This is a genomic window from Pantoea sp. LMR881, assembly GCF_027157825.1.
In the GTDB taxonomy this organism is placed as follows: domain Bacteria; phylum Pseudomonadota; class Gammaproteobacteria; order Enterobacterales; family Enterobacteriaceae; genus Pantoea; species Pantoea haifensis.
This window is the reverse complement of the sequence record NZ_JAPVOK010000002.1, coordinates 234,593-254,099: the sequence shown is the minus strand read 5'-3', so window position 1 is coordinate 254,099 and position 19,507 is coordinate 234,593. Positions and strand designations below refer to the sequence as shown.

Here is a 19,507-nt window from a genome sequence, read left to right as displayed (position 1 = left end):
TGATGGAAATATCCGCACTACAAATCGTTTTAATCTTTGTTGTCGCCTGTATTGCCGGTATGGGTTCGATCCTTGATGAGTTCCAGTTTCACCGTCCGCTGGTGGCCTGTACGTTAATTGGTGCAGTTTTGGGTGATATGACTACCGGGATCATTATCGGCGGTACGCTGGAGATGATTGCGCTGGGCTGGATGAACATCGGTGCTGCTGTTGCACCCGATGCCGCCCTCGCCTCGATTATCTCCACCATTCTGGTTATTGCCGGAGGTCAAAGCGTCGGCGCCGGTATTGCGCTGGCGATCCCGCTGGCTGCGGCCGGACAGGTACTGACCATTATTGTGCGTACCATTACCGTTGCCTTCCAGCACGCAGCCGATAAGGCGGCAGAAAAAGGTAACCTGTCGGCCATTTCCTGGATTCACGTTTCGGCCCTTGTGCTGCAAGCGATGCGTATCGCTATTCCTGCCCTGATCGTTGCGATTTCTGTCGGCACGTCGGTTGTGCAATCCATGCTTGAGTCTATCCCGGAAGTGGTAACGAACGGCCTGAATATTGCAGGCGGCATGATCGTGGTAGTGGGTTATGCGATGGTCATTAATATGATGCGCGCAGGCTACCTGATGCCCTTCTTTTACCTGGGCTTTGTTACTGCGGCCTTCACTGACTTTAACCTGGTTGCGCTCGGCGTAATTGGTGTGGTGATGGCAGTGCTCTATATCCAGCTCAGCCCGAAATATAACCGTGTGGCTGGTGCGCCTGCGGCGGGTCCGTCGGCTAATGACCTCGATAACGAACTCGATTAAGGAACAGGTGACAACATGGTTGATATCTCAAAGGTTGAAAAGAAACTGACGCCAGGCGATGTTCGTGCGGTATTTATCCGTTCAAACCTGTTTCAGGGCTCATGGAACTTTGAACGTATGCAGGCGCTGGGTTTCTGTTACTCAATGGTGCCGGTGATTCGTCGGCTTTATCCAGAAAATAATGATGACCGTAAACAGGCTATCAAACGTCACCTGGAATTTTTAATACCCAGCCTTATGTCGCCGCACCTGTTTTAGGCGTCACCATGGCGATGGAGGAGCAGCGTGCAAACGGCGCAGCCATAGATGACGGTGCGATTAACGGTATTAAAGTGGGACTGATGGGGCCGCTTGCAGGCGTAGGCGATCCGATATTTTGGGGTACAGTGCGTCCGGTATTTGCCGCGTTGGGTGCGGGTATCGCCATGAGCGGCAGCTTACTGGGTCCGCTGCTGTTCTTTGTGCTGTTTAACCTGGCGCGCCTGCTGACACGTTATTACGGCGTGGCGTATGGTTATCGTAAAGGGATTGATATCGTTAGCGATATGGGTGGCGGCTTCTTACAGAAGTTGACGGAGGGCGCCTCTATACTCGGCCTGTTTGTCATGGGCGCACTGGTCAACAAGTGGACGCACGTGAACATACCGCTGGTAGTGTCGCGCATCACCGATCCGACCGGGAAAACCACTGTCACTACGGTTCAGTCTATTCTCGATCAGTTAATGCCCGGCGTCGTACCGCTGTTGCTGACATTTGCCTGTATGTGGCTGCTACGCCGCAAAGTGAATGCGCTTTGGATTATCGTTGGCTTCTTTGTCCTTGGTATCGTGGGTTACTGGCTCGGCTTCCTGGGTCTGTAAACCAACCCGTCGGGAGCCAGCCTCCCGACTGTTTTCTTGCCTGTGGCAAATGAGGAAGGAATATGTCACTGACGGATGCCATTATTGCGTTATGCATTGTCGCGCTGTTGTGTCTGGCGATCTATGTTGACGCTATTTTGCCACGACGCAAAGGCGAAACACGGCTGCGGGTATCGCTGCGCCGTCGTCATAAAGCAGACAGCCTGATCTTTTTTGGTCTGCTGATTATTCTGTTATGGAATAATATTACGCATCACGGCCCACAATTAACCACCAATCTGTTAGTGGTGCTGAGCTTTTTAGTGTTCTGGCTGTTCTGGTTGCGTCGGCCTACGCTGTTGATGAAAAACAGAGGGCTGTTTTATGCCGGTGTCTGGATTGACTATAGTCGCATACAAACCATGAACCTCTCTGAGGATGGTATTCTGGTCATGCAGCTGGAGCAGAGGCGCTTATTGATCGCCGTGCAACAGCTCGACGATCTTGAACGCATTTATAATACCCTGATCGAGGCGGGTTAATCGCGCTGCCAAAGCGTCAGGGTAAAGTCAGCATCGCAGCTGAAGTGTTGACTCTGACGTAAGCCCTGCCAGACCTCTTCACGTGCACGCCAGGCAAAAGGCGTCATCTGCAATAAAGTTGCTGCCTCTTCGCCGCTTAATGCCATGTTGTATTGCAGCGCGTGCTGCGCAATCTGCTGAAAGCCCGCATAGTTTTTCTCTTCCGCAGCATGTAGCTGCACTTCCCGATAGATTAACGCCTTGAACTGCATTAAATGCTGCGGCCCGGGCGTTACCGTTAACAGAATGCCGCCGGGCTTGATAACACGCGCCAGCTCAGCTTCGTTGCAAGGGGCATAGATGCGCACAATGCCATCCAGCGAGGCATCAGCAAAGGGTAAACGCTGACTTGAGGCGACACAAAACAAAACGTTACGGTAGCTTTTAGCGGCGAGCCGGATAGCCATTTTCGCCACATCAAGGCCATATACCTGACCGTGCGGGAAGCGATCTGCGAAAGCGGCGGTGTAATAACCTTCGCCACAGCCAATATCCAGCAGGTGCGTGTTATCAGGATGAAGCTGTGCTGCGAGGAGTTCAACCACCAGCTCGCGGAGGGGTTGATAATGCCCTGCCTGGAGAAATTCACGGCGTGCCTGCATCATCTCTGCGCTGTCGCCCGGCTCACGCGAACCTTTATGTTGAACGGGCAACAAATTGACGTAGCCCTCTTTCGCCTGATCAAACTGATGACGATTATCACAGCGCCAGCTGCGCTCAACCAGACTCAGGGGAAGATGACATAGTGGACAAATCAACGACATGAAGCACTCCGGAAAAAATTGACGCGCCGAAGTGTACTCTGAACCCTGCCGCATCGAAAGCATAAAGAAAAGCCCCGGCTAATTAGCCAGGGCTTTAAGATTCGTGTCAGAGGTGCAGAGCACCGGGTCTGTGAACGAAATTAGATAGCAGTTACGTTAACTGCTGCTGGGCCTTTCTGGCCATCCTGAATTTCGAACTCAACGCTCTGGCCTTCGGCCAGGGTTTTGAAACCATTGCCCTGGATAGCAGAGAAATGTACGAATACATCTTTGCTGCCGTCAGCCGGGGTGATGAAACCAAAACCTTTAGACTCGTTGAACCACTTAACCTGACCTTTAATCTTTGCCATTTTGCAAATTCCTTAGAGTGTTTATTTTGCCCGGAGGCTGACCTACAGAGAAACCAGAGACATTACTGAATGAGGCACTTATTAAGGTTCGGCAAGGAAGCGGTATTCAACGTCAACGTTTTTACTCGTAACTTCTTTACTGAAGATGCCATACATAAACAGAACTGTACCTCGTTTAACCCACGAATTGTTATCACATATTCGCTAAATAATGGCAAGCCATTTTTAAGGCGCAATGGATGCTTAGCGCATTATTGCTAAACCGCTCGCATACTTTGTCCGGTTTGGTTCAAAGGATACGCGCAGTCATTACCAGAATTAACCTTATTGGTTGATTAGCTGGCGCCATTCAGCTTTTTAAAACGATATCCATGCTGACAGCAAGTCTTGCTAACCTCAAGTATATCCTGAAGAAAATATATTTCATAAATATGGCAAAGTAAAATTTAATTAGCGTAGCCGTAATTCTCTTTAGTAATGACTGAAACGTTTAAAGCGTGAACAAATCTTAATTAAGCGCCGCTGAATTTTTTGGTTGCACCAAAATCAGGAGCTTAATGTTCCTTTTGCCCCAAATAAAAGCAGAGCGGCTGATTTGTTTTATTACCATTCTTTCTTAGAACATAAAAAATGCGTATTGCCTGAAATGATTTTGTTAACCTGCCTGAATTTATGCTTTAAGAATAATCCTGGTTTATAGCCAGAAGACAGCGGCTTTCCCCTATTCTCCACGGCGAGAAGCGGCCATTATCCTCGCCAGCCTCATTAAGCACACGTATCAACTCGGCAGGAGGTTCATCCAGGGATTCATCTGCGAGTTCAAAAACCCCCAGTGAATAGGAATAGTTACTGGTTTGCCAATGGCACGCCACAGCGCAACAGATTGCTCTGGATCCATGTGCTGGCCACCCATGAACCATCTTGGGGCATAGGCACCCACAGGTAGCGCGGCAAGGTTAAACGGGCCAAGTCGCTCGGTGATATCGACTAATTTTTCAGAATATCCGCTGTCTCCTGAAAACCAGAAACGCAGCGTTGAGGTGCGTATTACCCAGCCACACCATAAAGAACGATTACGATCGTGCAACGTTCTCATACTCCAGTGGCGCGCAGGCACAGCATCGATGCGTATGCCAGAAAACTCAGCCTGCTGCCACCAGTCCAGCTGCTGGATATGGCGAACGCCTTGTTTTTTACACCAGGGTGCTAACCCCAGCGGAACAATAAAGGTCGCATTCGGAAAGCGCCTTACGATACGTTTTACCGTTGGTTTATCAAGATGATCGTAATGGTTATGCGAAATCAAAACATAATCCAGGTGAGGCAGATGTTTAATGTCGAGTGGGGACGGTGTTTTTCGCTGAGGACCCGCGAACGGCAGTGGTGACGCTCGCTTCGACAACGCCGGATCGATCAGTAAATAACGTCCGTTAAGGCGTAATAACAACGCTGCATGCCCCAGCCACCATACGCGATCATCTTCGCCACTCAAATTGACCGGATGCCACCAGTGCTGGATAAAAGCAGAGTAACCCGCCTGAGGGGGACGAGGTAGTCCCTGCGCTTTACGCTCCTTGCGCCAACGCTGTAAATCCCCTTCTTGCCGCAGATCGGGTTCAAGGTTGCGAAACCCTTCAGGGGTATGATGCGGTTTACTGCCGTCAAACCAGGGATTTTTCCAGACCATCCAGCCTTTATCCTTTTATTAACGCTCTGGAATCAAACGGATAAAATCACGTTTATCCTGTTCATCACCGACTTTTTTCTGCTCGTTTCCGGGCTGTACTTCAAGTATACGGCGCAGTAATGCATTTTGTTTCTTCTGCTCTTCCAGCAACGACTCCAGCAACTGAATCTGTTCACCGGCACGGACACTGGCCCGGTTGACATAAAACCAGGCAATGAAGGCCACAATCAGGATGATACCCAGCACGCCGTAACTGACCAGCGGACCCGCATTTGCTAATTCATTCATAACGCCCTCGTCATGCAAAAAGTAAGGCCTTAAAACGGCTCAACCGCACATTCTACCTGTCACGAGAGAAAATGATAATGGGTGCAGCGGTAATGCAGATTTTCCCGTTTCAGTTATCTCTGATCGATCCAGTCCAAAAAGCGAGGCATGCTGTTAGTATCACGAGTGGCAGTAACAATGGGAAAGCTGCGTTATGTATCACATGGAGACAAAATGAAACTTTTTATGCGGGCAATTTTGGTGATGGCGGTTATCTGGCTGGGCATGCTTTTAACCGGTTACGGCGTCTTAACCGGCAGTAATAAGAACGCAGCGGGGCTTGGCCTGAAGTGCAGTTATTTGACTGCGCGGGGGTCATAACGTCACAGTATCTGCACACCGATAGCGGTGTGATTGGCGTAACCGACTGCCCGATATTAAAGAAAAGTGGCGACGTGATTGATAACTAATCCTAAAAAGCGGGCTAATTAGCCCGCTTTGTTTAGAAGCTATAGTGGTGATAGCCCATCTCAGATGACAGGGTCCGTGCGGCACGATGCAGCATCGCCACATAATCCTGTTTCGCATCTTCTGAGAAACGAATCGTCGGAAAGGAGATGCTTAAGCCAGCAATGACCACGCCGAACCGATCGAACACCGGCACTGCAATGCAGCGTAAGCCCTCTTCCTGCTCTTCGTTATCTTCACCGAAGCCCTGCACTTTTACCTGGTCCAGTACATCAAGTAACGCTTCTGCGCTGATGATGGTGTTTGCGGTGCTGCGCTTGAATTCCACCTCACGCAAAATATCCTGAACTTCACTGCGATCGCGCCAGGCTAAAAGTACTTTGCCGATAGCCGTCGTGTGTAAAGGATTGCGGCGGCCGATACGGGAATACATACGAAGATTATAGAGCGAATCGATTTTGTGAATGTAGACGATACTGTCTTCTTCCAGCGCGCCGAGATGAATCGTCTCTTTGGTCAGTCGTGACAGCTCACGCATCTGGACGTCAGCACTGCGTATCAGATCGACGTTTTGCAGTGCTTTTGCACCCAGTTCAAATAACTTGAGCGTCAGCGAATATTTTTCACTCTCGCCTTCCTGCGTTACATAACCGAGTGACTTCATGGTTTGCAGAAAGCGATAAACGGTACTTTTAGACATCATTACGCGTTGCGCGAGTTCTGTAATGCCGTGGTCGCGCTCTTCACCCAGCGCCTGCAAAATGCCGAACACTTTCAGCACTGAAGAGACTGAGTCGGGCTGTTTGTCATTATCACTTGAGGTCATCGCGCACCTTTTTAAGCGTGTTTCAAAAAAAACGGAACGAGTGACCAGTATAGAGCGATGCCCGAGGTGGCGGCAATCGTTTAAGTTGAGAGACATATTTCAAGATACATTTTATCGCGAAACGCGATGCTTTTTCGCTGCGAATTCATTAGCATGATGATATTCACTTATTTCACTTATCGGCACTATGTCACCTTCCTCTTCGCATGACGGATTACCGGTCCCACAACGTTATGGCGCGATCCTGACTATCGTCCTGGGAATTACCATGGCGGTACTGGATGGCGCGATCGCAAACGTGGCCTTACCCACTATTGCACGCGAATTCAACGCCAGTCCGGCTGAATCGGTGTGGATCGTCAATGCTTATCAGATTGCGATTATTGTCTCGCTGCTTTCGCTCTCCTTTCTTGGCGATATGTTAGGTTACCGGCGCATCTATCAAGCAGGGCTTGCCCTGTTCATAGCCACCTCGCTGTTTTGCGCGCTCTCCTCCTCACTCAATATGCTGACCTTTGCACGTGTATTGCAGGGATTTGGCGGCGCCGCATTAATGAGCGTGAATACAGCACTCATCCGCATTATCTATCCGCAGCGTTATCTCGGACGCGGCATGGCCATTAACTCGCTGGTTGTGGCCGTCTCCACGGCTGCTGGCCCAACGGTTGCCGCAGCAATCCTTTCAGTAGCGAGCTGGAAATGGCTTTTTTGATTAACATCCCGCTGGGCGTGATTGCGTTATGGTTTGCGCTGCGCTACCTGCCTGAGAATCCGCAAAAAGCGAAATCACAAAAATTTGATGTTCCCAGTGCCCTTATGAATGCACTGTTTTTTGGTTTACTGATTTCGGCATTAAGCGGGTTTTCTCAGGGGCAGAGTCACTTACTGGTGGCGGGTGAACTTATTGCATTAGGGATTGTTGGCTGGTTTTTTATTCGCCGCCAGCTGCGCATGCCGGTGCCGCTGCTGCCGGTGGATTTACTGCGCATCCCCATTTTTAGCCTGTCGTTATGCACCTCGGTCTGTTCATTTTGCGCACAGATGCTGGCAATGGTTTCACTGCCCTTTTTCCTGCAAAACGTATTAGGGCGAGATGAAGTCGCCACCGGCTTATTGCTTACGCCCTGGCCACTGGCGACGATGGTATTAGCACCGATTGCAGGCCGTCTGATTGAACGTTTCCACGCCGGATTGTTGGGCGGTATCGGTTTAGCGATGTTTGCAGCCGGCTTGTTTCTGTTGGCCCTGCTGCCAGCTCAGCCGCACGATGGTGATATTATCTGGCGCATGATGCTGTGCGGTGCTGGTTTTGGGCTGTTCCAGTCGCCAAATAATCATACGATTATTACGTCTGCGCCGCGCAATCGCAGCGGTGGCGCAAGCGGTATGTTAGGTACGGCGCGTTTGCTGGGGCAAAGCATGGGTGCCGCTTTGGTCGCCCTGCTTTTTAATCTGTTTGGTGATAACGGTACTCACGCCTCACTGCTGCTAGCGGGGACATTTTCTGCTGTGGCGGCAATCATCAGTTTTTCCCGCATGACTCAAAGCCGCACCGTGAATTAATAAACGGGCACAAAAAAGGCGACATTTCTGTCGCCTTTTTCTTTATTTCAGATACTGACCGCTGCGTAGCGCCTCAATACGTTTATCCAACGGCGGGTGAGACATAAACAGCTCGCTGAATGACTTGTTTTTACCGTTAATACAAAATGCCATCATGCTGCCTGGCTCTTGCGGCTCGTAGCTGGTTTTCAGTCGTTGCAGTGCCGCAATCATCTTTTCACGGCCGACTAATTTGGCGGAGCCTGCATCTGCGTGAAATTCACGGTGACGTGAGAACCACATGGTAATGATGCTGGCAAGGATGCCGAAGACCAGTTCAAGCACCATTGACACCGCGAAGTAAACCAGTGGATTGCCATTGCTGCTCTCTTCATCCTCCCGGTTACCTGACATAAAGCCAGCGGCAATTTGCGCCAGGATACGAGAGATAAAGATCACAAAGGTATTCACCACGCCCTGAATCAGCGTCATGGTGATCATGTCGCCATTAGCGATATGTGCCACTTCGTGGGCCAGCACAGCTTCCGCTTCATCGCGGCTCATATTTTGCAGTAAGCCGGTTGATACCGCGACCAGCGAGGCATCACGGCGAGCACCGGTTGCAAAGGCGTTGATATCGGGCGCGTGATAAATCGCAACCTGTGGCATTTTAATACCCACCTGCTGCGCCTGGCGTCCAATGGTATCCACTAACCAACGCTCGGTTTCATTACGAGGTTGTTCAATAACTTCACCGCCAACCGAGCGCAACGCCATCCACTTCGACATCAGCAGTGAAACAAACGCACCGCCGAAGCCAAACAGACCCGCCATGATCATCAGGCCCTGAACACTGCTTGACTGAATCCCTGTCAGGCTGAGAATCAGCCCAAATACCAACATCACAGCCAGGTTGGTCATCAGGAAAAGAGCAATACGCATCATATTTGTTTATCTTCCTCAGTAGTTCACGCGCTTATGCGCGGATATATATCCTATGAGCATTGTGCGGGTTTTCAAGCGACCTTAACATTTAAGTGCCTAAAAAGACATAACTTTACATTTAGACATGGTTTAAGGACGGAACCCGCTTCCGCTACGTTCAGTCAAGCTAAACAGTGATCCGGCGTTGCGTTATACAGGCAAAAAAAAGCACCGTTAAACGGTGCTTTTCACAATACGCTGGCGCTTATTTTGTGCCCGCCGTTTGCGCTTCGGGTTGTGCTTTATCCAGTTGCGCAAGATCGTTTGCAATCTTCACCGTCTCATCAAGATACGGATCCGGTTCTTTGTACTCTTTCGGCAGATCGTCGAGGCTCTTCAGCGGTTTTTTGCCTTCAGCCTGATAGCGAGCATTGATCCGTTCCAGACGTAACGCATCTTCTTCATGATTCTCTTTCTCGCGTTGGGCAAGATTGAGCGAGACGATATTCCGTTTCTCTTTCATTGCATTAAAACGTGCAATGTCTTTCATGATGTACTGGAACTCGCGATCCTGTGCGATACGTGCTGCATGATCCCGGGTCAACTGCGGCACCAGTGGTTTTACCTCACCGCTTTTGACGTAAGTCGCTGCATTGATGCTGTCCCACGGCAGCGCATTGTCCTCGAATTTTTCGCCCGTTTCCGCCGCTTCAACACCTGTTGGCATCAGCAGATCTGGCGTTACACCTTTACGCTGCGTGCTGCCACCGTTAATGCGGTAAAACTTTTGAATCGTGTACTGAACCGAACCGAGCGCAGGCCATTCAGGCCGCAGCATCTGATCGTAAATGCGGTTTAGCGAGCGATACTGTTGCACGGTGCCTTTACCAAAGGTTGGCTCGCCAACAATCAACGCACGTCCATAATCTTGCATCGCGGCGGCAAAAATTTCAGACGCGGAAGCACTAAAGCGATCCACCAGCACCACTAACGGACCTTTGTAGTAAACGACGCCGTCATTGTCGCTGTCTTCACGTACGCGACCATTGTTATCGCGCACCTGCACCACCGGACCGGCGGGAATGAACAGGCCTGAGAGTGAAACCGCCTCTGTCAGCGCGCCGCCGCCGTTAGTTCGCAAATCGATAACAACACTGCTCACGTTTTGCTTCTGCAGTTTTGCAGCTGCACTTTAACATCATCAGTTAAGCCAACGTAGAAGCCTGGAATATCCAGCACGCCAACTTTGTCTTTGCCAACGTTATGCACGGTCATTTTTACTGCGCGATCTTCGAGGCGAATCTTTTCACGGGTGAGCGTAACGGTACGGGTTTTTGTCCCCTTACCCGCCGGCAACACTTCGAGACGCACTTTACTGCCTTTTGGGCCTTTGATTTTTGCAACGACATCATCCAGGCGCCAGCCAATTACATCTTCCATCGGCTTGCCAGGCTGGCCGACACCAACGATACGATCGCCTACGCTGATTGATTTACTTTTGGCTGCTGGTCCGCCCGCCACCATTGAGTTAATCACGGTGTAGTCGTCGTCCATCTGCAACACCGCACCAATACCTTCAAGCGACAGGCTCATTTCGGTATTAAATTGTTCAGTGTTACGCGGTGATAAATAGTTAGTGTGGGGATCAATTTCGTGGGCGAAGGCGTTCATGGCTAACTGGAACACATCTTCACTGTTGCTCTGGGCCAGACGGCGGATGGCAAAGTTATAACGTTTAGTCAGAACCTCGCGAATCTCTTTCTCATCTTTGCCTGTCAGCTTGAGGCTTAACTCATCATATTTGACCTTGGCGTCCCATAGCGCATTAAGTTCAGCCTGATCTTTCGGCCAGGGCGCTTTGGCACGATCAATATCGATGGTGTCATTGCCGGAGAAATTCATTGGGCGCGCCAGCACGGTCAACGCATACTGATAGCGTTCGAAGCGGCGTTTTTGCGCCAGATTATAGAGTTGATAAAACACATCCAGCTTACCGCTGCGCAGTTCATCACCAAGCGTGGTTTTTTGACTGGCAAACTGGGCAACGTCCGACGCCAGCAACACATTGTGGCTGTAGTCGAGCATATTCAGGTAGCGATCAAATATTTTCGCTGAAAAATCCTGGTTCAGGTCGAACTGGCGATAGTGTGAGCGGGTAAAACGAGAGGTAACGCGTTCGCTGACGGTAGGGTCTTGCGCATCTTCATGAAGCTGTGGAATCTGATCGGCGCGGGTAATGTTCTCTGCGCCAAAGGAAGGGCCTGACAACAGCAGGCCCGCAATAAATCCAACTTTAAAAAGGGTGTTCATGCCGGGATCAGCCTCCGTTTCAGAACTGCAAATGTTCTGCGCGCACAATCATTGCCATGCCGGAAGCGAGCTGCACCCGAACGCCGTCTTTTGATACTTCCAGAACGGTAGCGTCCATTGCACTTTTGCCTGCTTTAACTTTAATACTCTGGCCAGGTTGCAAAGTTGAAGTATCAGTGATGGCTTTAGGCTGTACCGTGCGAGACGCTGCTGGCTTGCGATTTTGCGAAGCGGTTGCACGCTCAGCCTGCGGACGCGGTTTACGCGCGGCATCGCCTTCAGCGGGCTTGCGTGGCGCAGCCTTGCGCGGACGACGTGGTGCTGCGCCCTCTTCAGCTTCACCGGCTTCACGTCGGGCGGCACGTTGCTGCTCGCGCTGCGCCTGAACGCGGGCTTTAGCGTCTTCCAGTTGCTTACGCGCATGCTCAACATGCTGCTCGTCCAGTACGCCGCAAGCGTTACCGTCGAGATCAACTCGCGTAGCGCCGGCTTTGATACCGTACAAATAACGCCAGCTGGAGGTATAAAGACGCAGCGCAGAACGCAACTGAGTTTTACTCAGGCCCATCTCGCCCTGAACACGCTCGACCAGATCCTGAAAGATGCCAATCTTAAGCGGACGTGCTTCACCTTCTGCGCTAAAGCAGTGCGGAAAACGCTCCGCCAGAAAGCTGATGACTTCTTTACTGCTATTCAACTTAGGTTGATTTTCCATGAAATTTCCTGATTACAACGGGTTTGCCGACCAGAGCAGGCATGAACAGGCGACATTATAATGACAACATCGCTAAATGCCATGTGATCCAGACGATTAGCTGCGTATCAGCTGCAGATATTTTTCTAAGTCGCTGTTCGCAAGCACTTCGCAAAGCCCATCAGTGAGGCTTACAAGCCCCGCTTCGTCATCGCTATCAAAGCGATTGTAGTCAACGCTGTCGATATCGAGGACACCGACGATGCTGCCGTTCACTTTCAGAGGAATCACAATTTCAGCGTTGCTGGCGGCATCGCAAGCGATATGACCAGGAAATGCGTGTACATCTTCTACGCGCTGTACCGCGTCTTCTGCCACTGCAGTTCCACATACGCCTTTGCCTACCGGAATACGTACGCAGGCAATTTTGCCCTGAAACGGGCCCAATACCAGGGTATCCGCTTCTGTAAGCAGGTAAAAACCTGCCCAGTTCACACCGTCGAGACGTTCATACAACAGTGCGCTAAAGTTACCCATCGCGGCGAGGAACGCCGTTTCTCCCGCCAGCAAGGCGCGCATATCGCGATTCAAATCGGCGTAAAAGGCAGTTTTGTTCATTATTCAACCATTACCAATGACAACTGAGCGAATTTCGCTTTCGCTCGTTAAAATAAGCACTAAATATCCAGAGCGACAAGGTGAATCATAGCGTTAGTTGCTATACCCTTAGCATTCTGTGGATCGAAGCGTGATGCCCGACACCGGCACACAGGCAATATCTTACCGACCGATTTTTGTCACGAACGATGAGCAATAACAGCATCACTTTATGAAAATTCACGCTATCAGTCAGACATTGCCTCACGCACGTTATCAGCGTTGCCCGCAATGCGATACCCTTTTTCCTTACCGGATGTGAAATCGCACCAGTCTGCTTATTGCCCCCGCTGTAATGCGCAAATTATGAGCGGTCACGACTGGTCTGTAACACGCCTGATGGCGATGGCCGCCACAATGATGGTATTGATGCCCTTCGCCTTTAGCCTGCCGCTGGTGGATATTCGCCTGTTAGGAATGCGCATTAATGCCAGCCTGATTGAAGGCATCATTCAAATGACGCAACAGGGCGATGTCCTGACCGCTTCAATGGTGGCGTTTTGCACTATTGGTGCGCCCGTTACGCTTGTTGCGGGGATAGGCTATCTCAGTATTGGTCATCGCCTCGGCATGAATCTGCGTCCGGTGCTTCTGATGCTGGAAAAGCTCAAAGAGTGGGTGATGCTGGATATTTATCTTATCGGCATCGCCGTCGCCTCAATCAAAGTTCAGGATTACGCCTCGCTGGAGCTGGGCTACGGCCTGGCGGCCTATCTGGCGCTAACGGCGTTGAGCGTACTGACGCTGATCCACCTTAATGTTGAGCAACTCTGGGACTACTTTTATCCGCAGCGGCCGGGCAATGCCGCACGCGATCAGTTACAGGTTTGCCTGAACTGTCACAATACCGGTGTCCCTGATGCACGAGGCCGCTGCCCCCGTTGCCATACGCCGCTCGATTTTCGTCGTCGTCACAGTCTGCAAAAATCCTGGGCCGCGTTGATCGCCTCAATCGTGTTGCTGATCCCAGCAAATTTGCTGCCAATTTCCATCGTCTATGTAAACGGTTCCCGGCGCGAAGACACCATTTTTTCCGGGATCCTTTCATTAGCATCCGGCAATATTCCTGTCGCTGCTATCGTTTTTATCGCCAGTATTCTGGTGCCCTTTACCAAAGTGCTGGTGATGCTCACACTGCTACTCAGCATTCACTTCCGTTGTGAGCAGGGTTTAAAAACGCGCATTCGCCTGCTGCGCGTAGTGACCTGGGTTGGCCGCTGGTCAATGCTGGATCTTTTGTCATTTCATTAACCATGTCGTTGGTCAACCGCGACCAGCTACTGGCTTTTACCATGGGACCGGCTGCATTCTATTTTGGTGCCGCCGTAATCCTGACCATTATGGCTGTTGAGTGGCTGGACAGCCGCCTGCTCTGGGATGCACATGCAACAGGAAACGCCGACTACACCGACTAACGCTACGTTGCGTAACAAACGAAAAGTTTCTCCCTTCTGGCTGCTGCCGATTATCGCGATGCTTATTGCGGGTTGGCTGCTATGGACTAACTATCAAGAGCGCGGCACCACCATTACCATTAATTTTCAGACTGCGGATGGCATTGTGCCAGGACGCACGCCGATCCGTTATCAGGGCGTTGAAGTGGGTACGGTGCAAGGCATTAATCTGAGCGACGACTATCGCAGCATTCAGATCAAGGCCAGCATCAAGAGTGATATGCGTGACGCATTACGCGAAAATACCCACTTCTGGCTGGTGACGCCTAAAGCCTCACTGGCGGGCGTGTCAGGCCTTGATGCGCTGGTTGGCGGCAACTATATCGGTATGATGCCGGGTAATGGTAAGCCGCGCGAAAGCTTTACTGCACTGGATACGCAGCCAAAATATCGCGTAAACACAGGTGAATTACTGATACATCTGCATGCACCCGATCTCGGCTCGCTCAGCACCGGCTCACTGGTCTATTACCGTAAAATCCCCGTAGGCCGCGTTTATGATTACAGTATTAATAACCAGACGGATGGCGTGTCGATTGATGTGTTGATCGATCGCCGCTTCACCAGTCTGGTTAAAACCACCAGCCGTTTCTGGAATGTTTCCGGCGTCAATGCGGATGTCAGCCTGAGCGGTGCCAAAGTTCAGTTAGAAAGTCTGGCGGCGCTGGTTAATGGCGCGATTGCCTTCGATTCACCCACTCACGCCGAAGCGGCTAAATCGGAACAAAATTATCAACTTTATCCTGATTTAGCCCAAAGCCAGCGTGGTGTTTCAATCTCGCTGGATTTACCGAGCGGCAACAACCTGAAAGCAGGCAGCACACCGCTGATGTATCAAGGGCTGGAAGTCGGCACGCTAACCAAACTCAATTTGCAGGATGGCGGCAAGGTCACGGGTGAGTTAACTCTCGATCCGTCGGTCGTTGGCCTGATGCGCGCCGGTTCACGCATTGAAATGCGCAGCCCAAAAATCAGCCTGACGGATACCACGCTCAGCAGCCTGTTGACCGGTAATACATTTGAACTGATTCCTGGCGAAGGTGCGCCGCAGCAGCACTTTACCGTGCTGCCCTCAAATGAATCACTGTTGCAAAAGCCGAACGTCCTCACGGTTAAGCTGAACGCGCCGGAAAGCTATGGCATCGACGCCGGTCAACCGCTGATGCTGCACGGCATGAAGATTGGCCAGGTGATGTCGCGCAACCTGGATGAAAATGGCGTCAATTTTGTCGTGGCGGTGAACCCGGAATATCGCCAGCTGGTGCATGGCGACAGTAAATTCATCGTTAACAGCCGCCTCGATGTGAAGCTCGGCCTGGACGGCATGCAGGTGATTGGTGCCAGTGCTCGCGAGTGGGTCGAGGGCGGTATTCGTCTTGAACCCGGTAAAAATGGCAACGTGAAGCCGAACTATCCGCTGTTTGCCGATGCCGATAAAGCGGCAGAAGGTATCACTGGCGACAGCCCGTCAACAACCCTGACGCTTTCTGCCACCAGCCTGCCCGATGTACAAGCCGGTTCAGTGGTGCTGTATCGTAAGTATCAGGTAGGCGAAATCACCAAAGTGACACCTCGCGCGAATGCCTTTGAAATTGCCGTTCATATCCAGCCGGAATACCGCAAGCTGCTAACCAGTGAAAGCGTGTTCTGGGCAGAAGGCGGTGCGCGCGTTCAGTTAAACGGCAGCGGTTTGACCGTGCAGGCTTCGCCACTCAATCGTGCGCTCAGGGGTGCCATCAGCTTTGATAATCTGAGCGGTGCGGTATCAGCCAAAGGCGCTAAGCGTGTGCTTTACCCCTCTGAAACGGCGGCGCGCGCGGTCGGTAGCCAGATTACGCTACACACCTTTGATGCCAGTAAACTCTCTGCAGGTATGCCGATTCGCTATCTCGGCATTAATGTCGGCCAGGTTGAATCTCTGTCGCTGAGTGAAGATAACAACCAGGTCGTCGCCAAAGCGGTGCTTTACCCGGAATATGTGCAGGATTTCGCGCGTAACGGTAGCCGGTTTTCCGTCGTATCGCCGGAAATCTCTGCCACGGGTGTGAACCATCTGGAAACGTTGCTGCAGCCTTACGTCAATGTCGATCCCGGCAGGGGCCGCGCGGCGCGCACCTTTGAGTTGCAGGAGAGCACCATAACCGACTCCCGCTATCTCAACGGCCTGAATATCTATGTTGATGCCGCTGAAGCGGGTTCACTGTCGGTTGGCACGCCCGTTCTTTTCCGCGGCGTGGAGGTGGGTACAGTGACCGGCACCTCGTTGGGTAATATGGCCGATCGCGTGCAAATTGCCCTGCGCATCAGCAAGAAATATCAGCATCTGGTACGCAATAACTCCGTGTTCTGGCTCGCCTCTGGCTACAATCTGGACTTTGGTTTGATCGGTGGCGTAGTGAAAACCGGCACTTTCCAGCAGTTTATTCGTGGCGGTATTCAGTTCGCGACACCGCCTACCGTGCCGCTGGCTCCGCAAGCTACCGCAAACAAACACTTCCTGTTGCAGGATGAAGCGCCGCAAGCGTGGCGCAACTGGGGAACAGCGATCCCTGAACCTGGTCAACCTTAAGCAAAACGGGCAGCCTGGCTGCCCGTTTTATTTCGACATGATACACTCCCGCCTTTGCTTCTACTGGATATAGCCTGTGTCAGACTCATCTTCTGTTTTTCCTGCTGATTTTCTCACGCTGATGCGTCAAAGCCTGCCGGACGAGACGGCATTTGCGCAATTCGTCGCCATTTGCCAACAACCGCTGCGGCGCAGTGTGCGGGTAAATACCCTGAAAATTAGTGTCGCCGATTTCCTGAGCCAGACCGCTCACTACGGCTGGCAGTTGACCCCGGTTCCCTGGTGTGCTGAGGGTTTTGGATCACCCGAGAAGATGAAAGCCTGCCGCTGGGCAGCGTAGCGGAACATTTAAGTGGTCAGTTCTATATTCAGGAAGCCAGTTCAATGTTGCCGGTTGCGGCTTTGTTTGATGCCTCACCTGATGCTGAGGCCGTAATGGATATGGCGGCTGCGCCAGGCTCGAAAACCACACAAATTGCCGCAATGATGAACAACCACGGCGTGATCCTTGCTAACGAATTTTCCTCCAGTCGGGTAAAAGTATTACATGCCAATATTAGCCGCTGCGGCGTAAGCAATACTGCGCTGACGCACTTTGACGCCCGCGTATTTGGCCCGGCATTGCCTGAAATGTTCGATGCCATTCTGCTGGATGCGCCCTGCTCGGGTGAAGGCGTCATACGTAAAGATGCAGACGCCATGAAAAACTGGTCGCTGGAAAGTACGGCTGAAATCGCCGCGACGCAGCGCGATCTCCTCGACAGTGCCTTTCATGCCTTAAAACCCGGCGGTACGCTGGTTTATTCCACCTGCACCCTGAATGAAATTGAAAATCAGCAGGTTATCGCCTGGCTGCTTGAGCGTTATCCCGGCGCGGTCGACATTCTGCCGCTCAATACGCTGTTTGCCGGTGCAGCTCAGGCAGCGACAGCAGAAGGTTATCTGCATGTCTTTCCCCATCTGTTCGATAGCGAAGGTTTTTTCGTGGCCCGTTTGCGTAAGCGGATGTCCGTCGAACCGATGCCTGAACCGACTTATAAAGTAGGCAAACTGCCGTTCTTACCCGTCAGTCGTAAACTGGAAAATGAAATTATTCAGGCCGCTAAGGCAGTTTCGCTGCAGTGGGATGAAAGATTAACGCTGTGGCAGCGAGACAAAGAGATCTGGCTGTTTCCGGCTGCGATTGTGCCGATGCTGGGTAAGGTTCGTTTTTCGCGCATTGGCCTCCGGCTGGCCGAGACTTTCGCTAAAGGTTACCGCTGGCAGCATGAAGCCGTGATTGCGCTGGCACAACCTGATGCCGCTCAGCGTTTCGAGCTAAGCGCAGCCGAGGCGGAAGAGTGGTATCGTGGTCGCGATGTGTATCCTGAATCCACGCCTGTTCCAGATGAAATGATAGTGACGTTTCAGCAGCAGCCGTTAGGGCTGGCTAAAAAGTAGGAAGCCGGATAAAAAACAGTTATCCGCGCGAACTGGTACGTGATGGACGGCTGTTTCGTTAATCTCTATTGCACCTGCACCAGCGTTAAATAATTACCAAATACCGCGCCGGTATCAATGTAATGTAGATTATTGATATCGAGCGGTTTATGCAGAGGCGTATGGCCAAAATAAAAGGCGTCGGCACCCTGAATGGTGCCGCGCTTGCCTTGTTGAAATCCATCAATACGCTTACGGCTCCATACCACATCGTGCCAGTTTACGGGTTGTTCCCACGCATAGTGCTCAGCAGGATAATCTGCGTGAGCGATGATCACTGTGCGATCTTCAAGCTGTAAATGCAGAATAAGCGGCACGTCATTGAGACGTTTAAGCGCATGCCTGGCGGCAATCAATTCCGTTCCTTTTAATTGCCAAAACCACTCACCACCGTTCATTATCCATAGCTGACTTTCGTGACACCGTAACGCCCTCAGCGCCATATCTTCGTGATTTCCCCGCACGCAGCGGAACCACGGCTCTTCAATCAACTGCAAACAGCCCAGACTGTCTGGTCCGCGATCAATTAAATCGCCAACGGAAATCAGTAGATCTTGCTGTCGGTCAAAATCATGTGTTGTCAGTAACGCGTCAAGCTGGCTGCGACAACCGTGTAAATCACCCACAATCCATATTCTCTGCCAGTTTTCACCGTTCAAATATTGATAATTCATTGTTCAGCCTTCGCCTGAATATGCTCTGACTTAGAATTATAGACGGTGTGACAGACAGAGCCGCCGGGCAAAGAGAACATCAGCAGGCTATTTTTAGCCCTTCCCGGCTCACCCTTTATCCACGCTTTTCTGCAGGCCGGCCTGGCCGACGCACTAATTCCCCCACAGTTAGGACAAACATGCAGCAAACGCTTTTCTGCACAGTCAGCACAGAATGTGCACTCAAAGAGCATATTCGCGCTTCACGCGAGGCTGGCGGTAAGCCAGCTCCACAACATTCACAGTTCGGACGCATTTCCAGCACAGGTCACCTCTCAGGTCAGTTTTTTCTTCAGCTTCGCAAAGCCACACAGACCTGTCGAGGCTGATAGCGGACAAGAATGCGCCATTTAGCGACACATTCTCTCTGTGGCAAATCGCATCATGAAAAGCGCAGCGACAGATACATCAGGCAATTTAACTTTGATGTTCAGCCCAGGCGTCACTAACCTTTATTTAACCACCCCGTAAGCTCGCGCAGACGGGCGCGGTTCCTCATCTGCCCCTGTCGCCGGGGGCCTTTTTACACGCTGAAAATAATTTGTTACGCGTAAAACCTTAACTTTCCTTGAACTCCTGA

Annotated in this window: 13 protein-coding genes and 8 pseudogenes; 8 read left to right on the top strand and 13 right to left on the bottom strand. The window is 51.4% G+C overall.

What is annotated here, in order from left to right; all coding sequences use genetic code 11:
* Nucleotides 1–2: 2 nt before the first annotated feature.
* From O3W44_RS02965 to O3W44_RS02955, 3 genes and pseudogenes are all read left to right on the top strand, one after another.
* Nucleotides 3–803 carry a PTS mannose/fructose/sorbose transporter subunit IIC gene (locus O3W44_RS02965; protein ID WP_269294354.1) on the top strand — a complete coding sequence of 267 codons (801 nt, stop codon included), beginning with the start codon at nt 3–5 and terminating at the stop codon, nt 801–803.
* Between the two features lie 15 nt (nt 804–818).
* Nucleotides 819–1,663: pseudogene (locus O3W44_RS02960) on the top strand (PTS mannose transporter subunit IID).
* Nucleotides 1,664–1,725: 62 nt separating this feature from the next.
* Nucleotides 1,726–2,184 carry a DUF986 family protein gene (locus O3W44_RS02955; RefSeq protein ID WP_269291932.1) on the top strand — a complete coding sequence of 153 codons (459 nt, stop codon included), beginning with the start codon at nt 1,726–1,728 and terminating at the stop codon, nt 2,182–2,184.
* On the opposite strand, the gene rlmA is transcribed toward O3W44_RS02955, so the two are convergent.
* The 5 genes and pseudogenes from rlmA to O3W44_RS02930 form a co-directional block, all read right to left on the bottom strand.
* A complete protein-coding gene (gene rlmA, locus O3W44_RS02950; protein ID WP_269291931.1) occupies nt 2,181–2,987 on the bottom strand; it encodes a 23S rRNA (guanine(745)-N(1))-methyltransferase in 807 nt (268 codons plus the stop codon). The genes O3W44_RS02955 and rlmA overlap by 4 nt on opposite strands.
* A gap of 140 nt (nt 2,988–3,127) precedes the next feature.
* Nucleotides 3,128–3,337 (bottom strand): transcription antiterminator/RNA stability regulator CspE, encoded by a 210-nt coding sequence (gene cspE, locus O3W44_RS02945; RefSeq protein WP_003852684.1) that lies wholly within the window; start codon nt 3,335–3,337, stop codon nt 3,128–3,130.
* 81 nt (nt 3,338–3,418) lie between these two features.
* Nucleotides 3,419–3,493 (bottom strand): DUF2627 domain-containing protein, encoded by a 75-nt coding sequence (locus O3W44_RS24895; protein WP_370661853.1) that lies wholly within the window; start codon nt 3,491–3,493, stop codon nt 3,419–3,421.
* 521 nt (nt 3,494–4,014) lie between these two features.
* Nucleotides 4,015–5,024: pseudogene (locus tag O3W44_RS02935) on the bottom strand (MBL fold metallo-hydrolase).
* An 18-nt stretch (nt 5,025–5,042) separates the two neighbouring features.
* Nucleotides 5,043–5,312 carry a YebO family protein gene (locus O3W44_RS02930; protein ID WP_269291930.1) on the bottom strand — a complete coding sequence of 90 codons (270 nt, stop codon included), beginning with the start codon at nt 5,310–5,312 and terminating at the stop codon, nt 5,043–5,045.
* A gap of 213 nt (nt 5,313–5,525) precedes the next feature.
* Here O3W44_RS02930 and O3W44_RS02925 point away from each other — a divergent pair.
* Nucleotides 5,526–5,761, top strand: a pseudogene (locus O3W44_RS02925) (YobH family protein).
* Nucleotides 5,762–5,793: 32 nt separating this feature from the next.
* Here O3W44_RS02925 and kdgR read toward each other — a convergent pair.
* The gene (kdgR, locus tag O3W44_RS02920; protein ID WP_269291928.1) at nt 5,794–6,585 is read right to left on the bottom strand and encodes a DNA-binding transcriptional regulator KdgR; all 792 of its coding nucleotides are present in this window, start codon (nt 6,583–6,585) and stop codon (nt 5,794–5,796) included.
* A 187-nt stretch (nt 6,586–6,772) separates the two neighbouring features.
* Here kdgR and O3W44_RS02915 point away from each other — a divergent pair.
* Nucleotides 6,773–8,148: pseudogene (locus O3W44_RS02915) on the top strand (MFS transporter).
* Nucleotides 8,149–8,190: 42 nt separating this feature from the next.
* Here O3W44_RS02915 and htpX read toward each other — a convergent pair.
* The 4 genes and pseudogenes from htpX to O3W44_RS02895 all read right to left on the bottom strand — a co-directional run bounded on the left by htpX (nt 8,191) and on the right by O3W44_RS02895 (nt 12,673).
* Nucleotides 8,191–9,072 (bottom strand): protease HtpX, encoded by an 882-nt coding sequence (htpX, locus tag O3W44_RS02910; protein WP_269291927.1) that lies wholly within the window; start codon nt 9,070–9,072, stop codon nt 8,191–8,193.
* A 244-nt stretch (nt 9,073–9,316) separates the two neighbouring features.
* Nucleotides 9,317–11,361 (bottom strand): annotated as a pseudogene (gene prc, locus O3W44_RS02905) (carboxy terminal-processing peptidase).
* Nucleotides 11,362–11,380: 19 nt separating this feature from the next.
* Nucleotides 11,381–12,076 (bottom strand): RNA chaperone ProQ, encoded by a 696-nt coding sequence (gene proQ, locus O3W44_RS02900; protein ID WP_269291926.1) that lies wholly within the window; start codon nt 12,074–12,076, stop codon nt 11,381–11,383.
* A 96-nt stretch (nt 12,077–12,172) separates the two neighbouring features.
* Entirely contained in the window at nt 12,173–12,673 is a 501-nt protein-coding gene (locus O3W44_RS02895; RefSeq protein ID WP_269291925.1) for a GAF domain-containing protein, read from the bottom strand.
* A gap of 211 nt (nt 12,674–12,884) precedes the next feature.
* Here O3W44_RS02895 and yebS point away from each other — a divergent pair.
* The 3 genes and pseudogenes from yebS to rsmF all read left to right on the top strand — a co-directional run bounded on the left by yebS (nt 12,885) and on the right by rsmF (nt 18,237).
* A pseudogene (yebS, locus tag O3W44_RS02890) lies at nt 12,885–14,127 on the top strand (membrane integrity lipid transport subunit YebS).
* Nucleotides 14,096–16,735 (top strand): PqiB family protein, encoded by a 2,640-nt coding sequence (locus O3W44_RS02885; protein ID WP_269291924.1) that lies wholly within the window; start codon nt 14,096–14,098, stop codon nt 16,733–16,735. Before yebS ends, O3W44_RS02885 begins: the two are co-directional and overlap by 32 nt.
* Nucleotides 16,736–16,811: 76 nt before the next feature.
* A pseudogene (gene rsmF, locus O3W44_RS02880) lies at nt 16,812–18,237 on the top strand (16S rRNA (cytosine(1407)-C(5))-methyltransferase RsmF).
* A 3-nt stretch (nt 18,238–18,240) separates the two neighbouring features.
* Here the strand turns inward: rsmF and O3W44_RS02875 are convergent.
* The 3 genes and pseudogenes from O3W44_RS02875 to O3W44_RS24885 form a co-directional block, all read right to left on the bottom strand.
* Nucleotides 18,241–18,888 carry a metallophosphoesterase gene (locus O3W44_RS02875; RefSeq protein WP_269291923.1) on the bottom strand — a complete coding sequence of 216 codons (648 nt, stop codon included), beginning with the start codon at nt 18,886–18,888 and terminating at the stop codon, nt 18,241–18,243.
* A complete protein-coding gene (locus O3W44_RS24890) occupies nt 18,885–19,121 on the bottom strand; it encodes a DUF1272 domain-containing protein (protein WP_442954596.1) in 237 nt (78 codons plus the stop codon). The genes O3W44_RS02875 and O3W44_RS24890 overlap by 4 nt, the downstream gene beginning before the upstream one ends.
* Nucleotides 19,085–19,183, bottom strand: a pseudogene (locus tag O3W44_RS24885) (DUF1272 domain-containing protein); the annotation flags it as partial. The gene O3W44_RS24890 and the pseudogene O3W44_RS24885, both read right to left, overlap by 37 nt.
* Nucleotides 19,184–19,507: the final 324 nt, after the last annotated feature.

What these genes read in the sequence shown, in the direction of transcription:
- O3W44_RS02875 (WP_269291923.1), bottom strand. Translation starts at nt 18,888, where the DNA reads ATGAATTATCAATATTTGAACGGTGAAAACTGGCAGAGAATATGGATT.
- proQ (WP_269291926.1), bottom strand. Translation starts at nt 12,076, where the DNA reads ATGGAAAATCAACCTAAGTTGAATAGCAGTAAAGAAGTCATCAGCTTT.
- O3W44_RS02895 (WP_269291925.1), bottom strand. Translation starts at nt 12,673, where the DNA reads ATGAACAAAACTGCCTTTTACGCCGATTTGAATCGCGATATGCGCGCC.
- rlmA (WP_269291931.1), bottom strand. Translation starts at nt 2,987, where the DNA reads ATGTCGTTGATTTGTCCACTATGTCATCTTCCCCTGAGTCTGGTTGAG.
- O3W44_RS24890 (WP_442954596.1), bottom strand. Translation starts at nt 19,121, where the DNA reads ATGCTCTTTGAGTGCACATTCTGTGCTGACTGTGCAGAAAAGCGTTTG.
- O3W44_RS02965 (WP_269294354.1), top strand. Translation starts at nt 3, where the DNA reads ATGGAAATATCCGCACTACAAATCGTTTTAATCTTTGTTGTCGCCTGT.
- O3W44_RS02885 (WP_269291924.1), top strand. Translation starts at nt 14,096, where the DNA reads ATGCAACAGGAAACGCCGACTACACCGACTAACGCTACGTTGCGTAAC.
- O3W44_RS02930 (WP_269291930.1), bottom strand. Translation starts at nt 5,312, where the DNA reads ATGAATGAATTAGCAAATGCGGGTCCGCTGGTCAGTTACGGCGTGCTG.
- htpX (WP_269291927.1), bottom strand. Translation starts at nt 9,072, where the DNA reads ATGATGCGTATTGCTCTTTTCCTGATGACCAACCTGGCTGTGATGTTG.
- cspE (WP_003852684.1), bottom strand. Translation starts at nt 3,337, where the DNA reads ATGGCAAAGATTAAAGGTCAGGTTAAGTGGTTCAACGAGTCTAAAGGT.
- O3W44_RS02955 (WP_269291932.1), top strand. Translation starts at nt 1,726, where the DNA reads ATGTCACTGACGGATGCCATTATTGCGTTATGCATTGTCGCGCTGTTG.
- kdgR (WP_269291928.1), bottom strand. Translation starts at nt 6,585, where the DNA reads ATGACCTCAAGTGATAATGACAAACAGCCCGACTCAGTCTCTTCAGTG.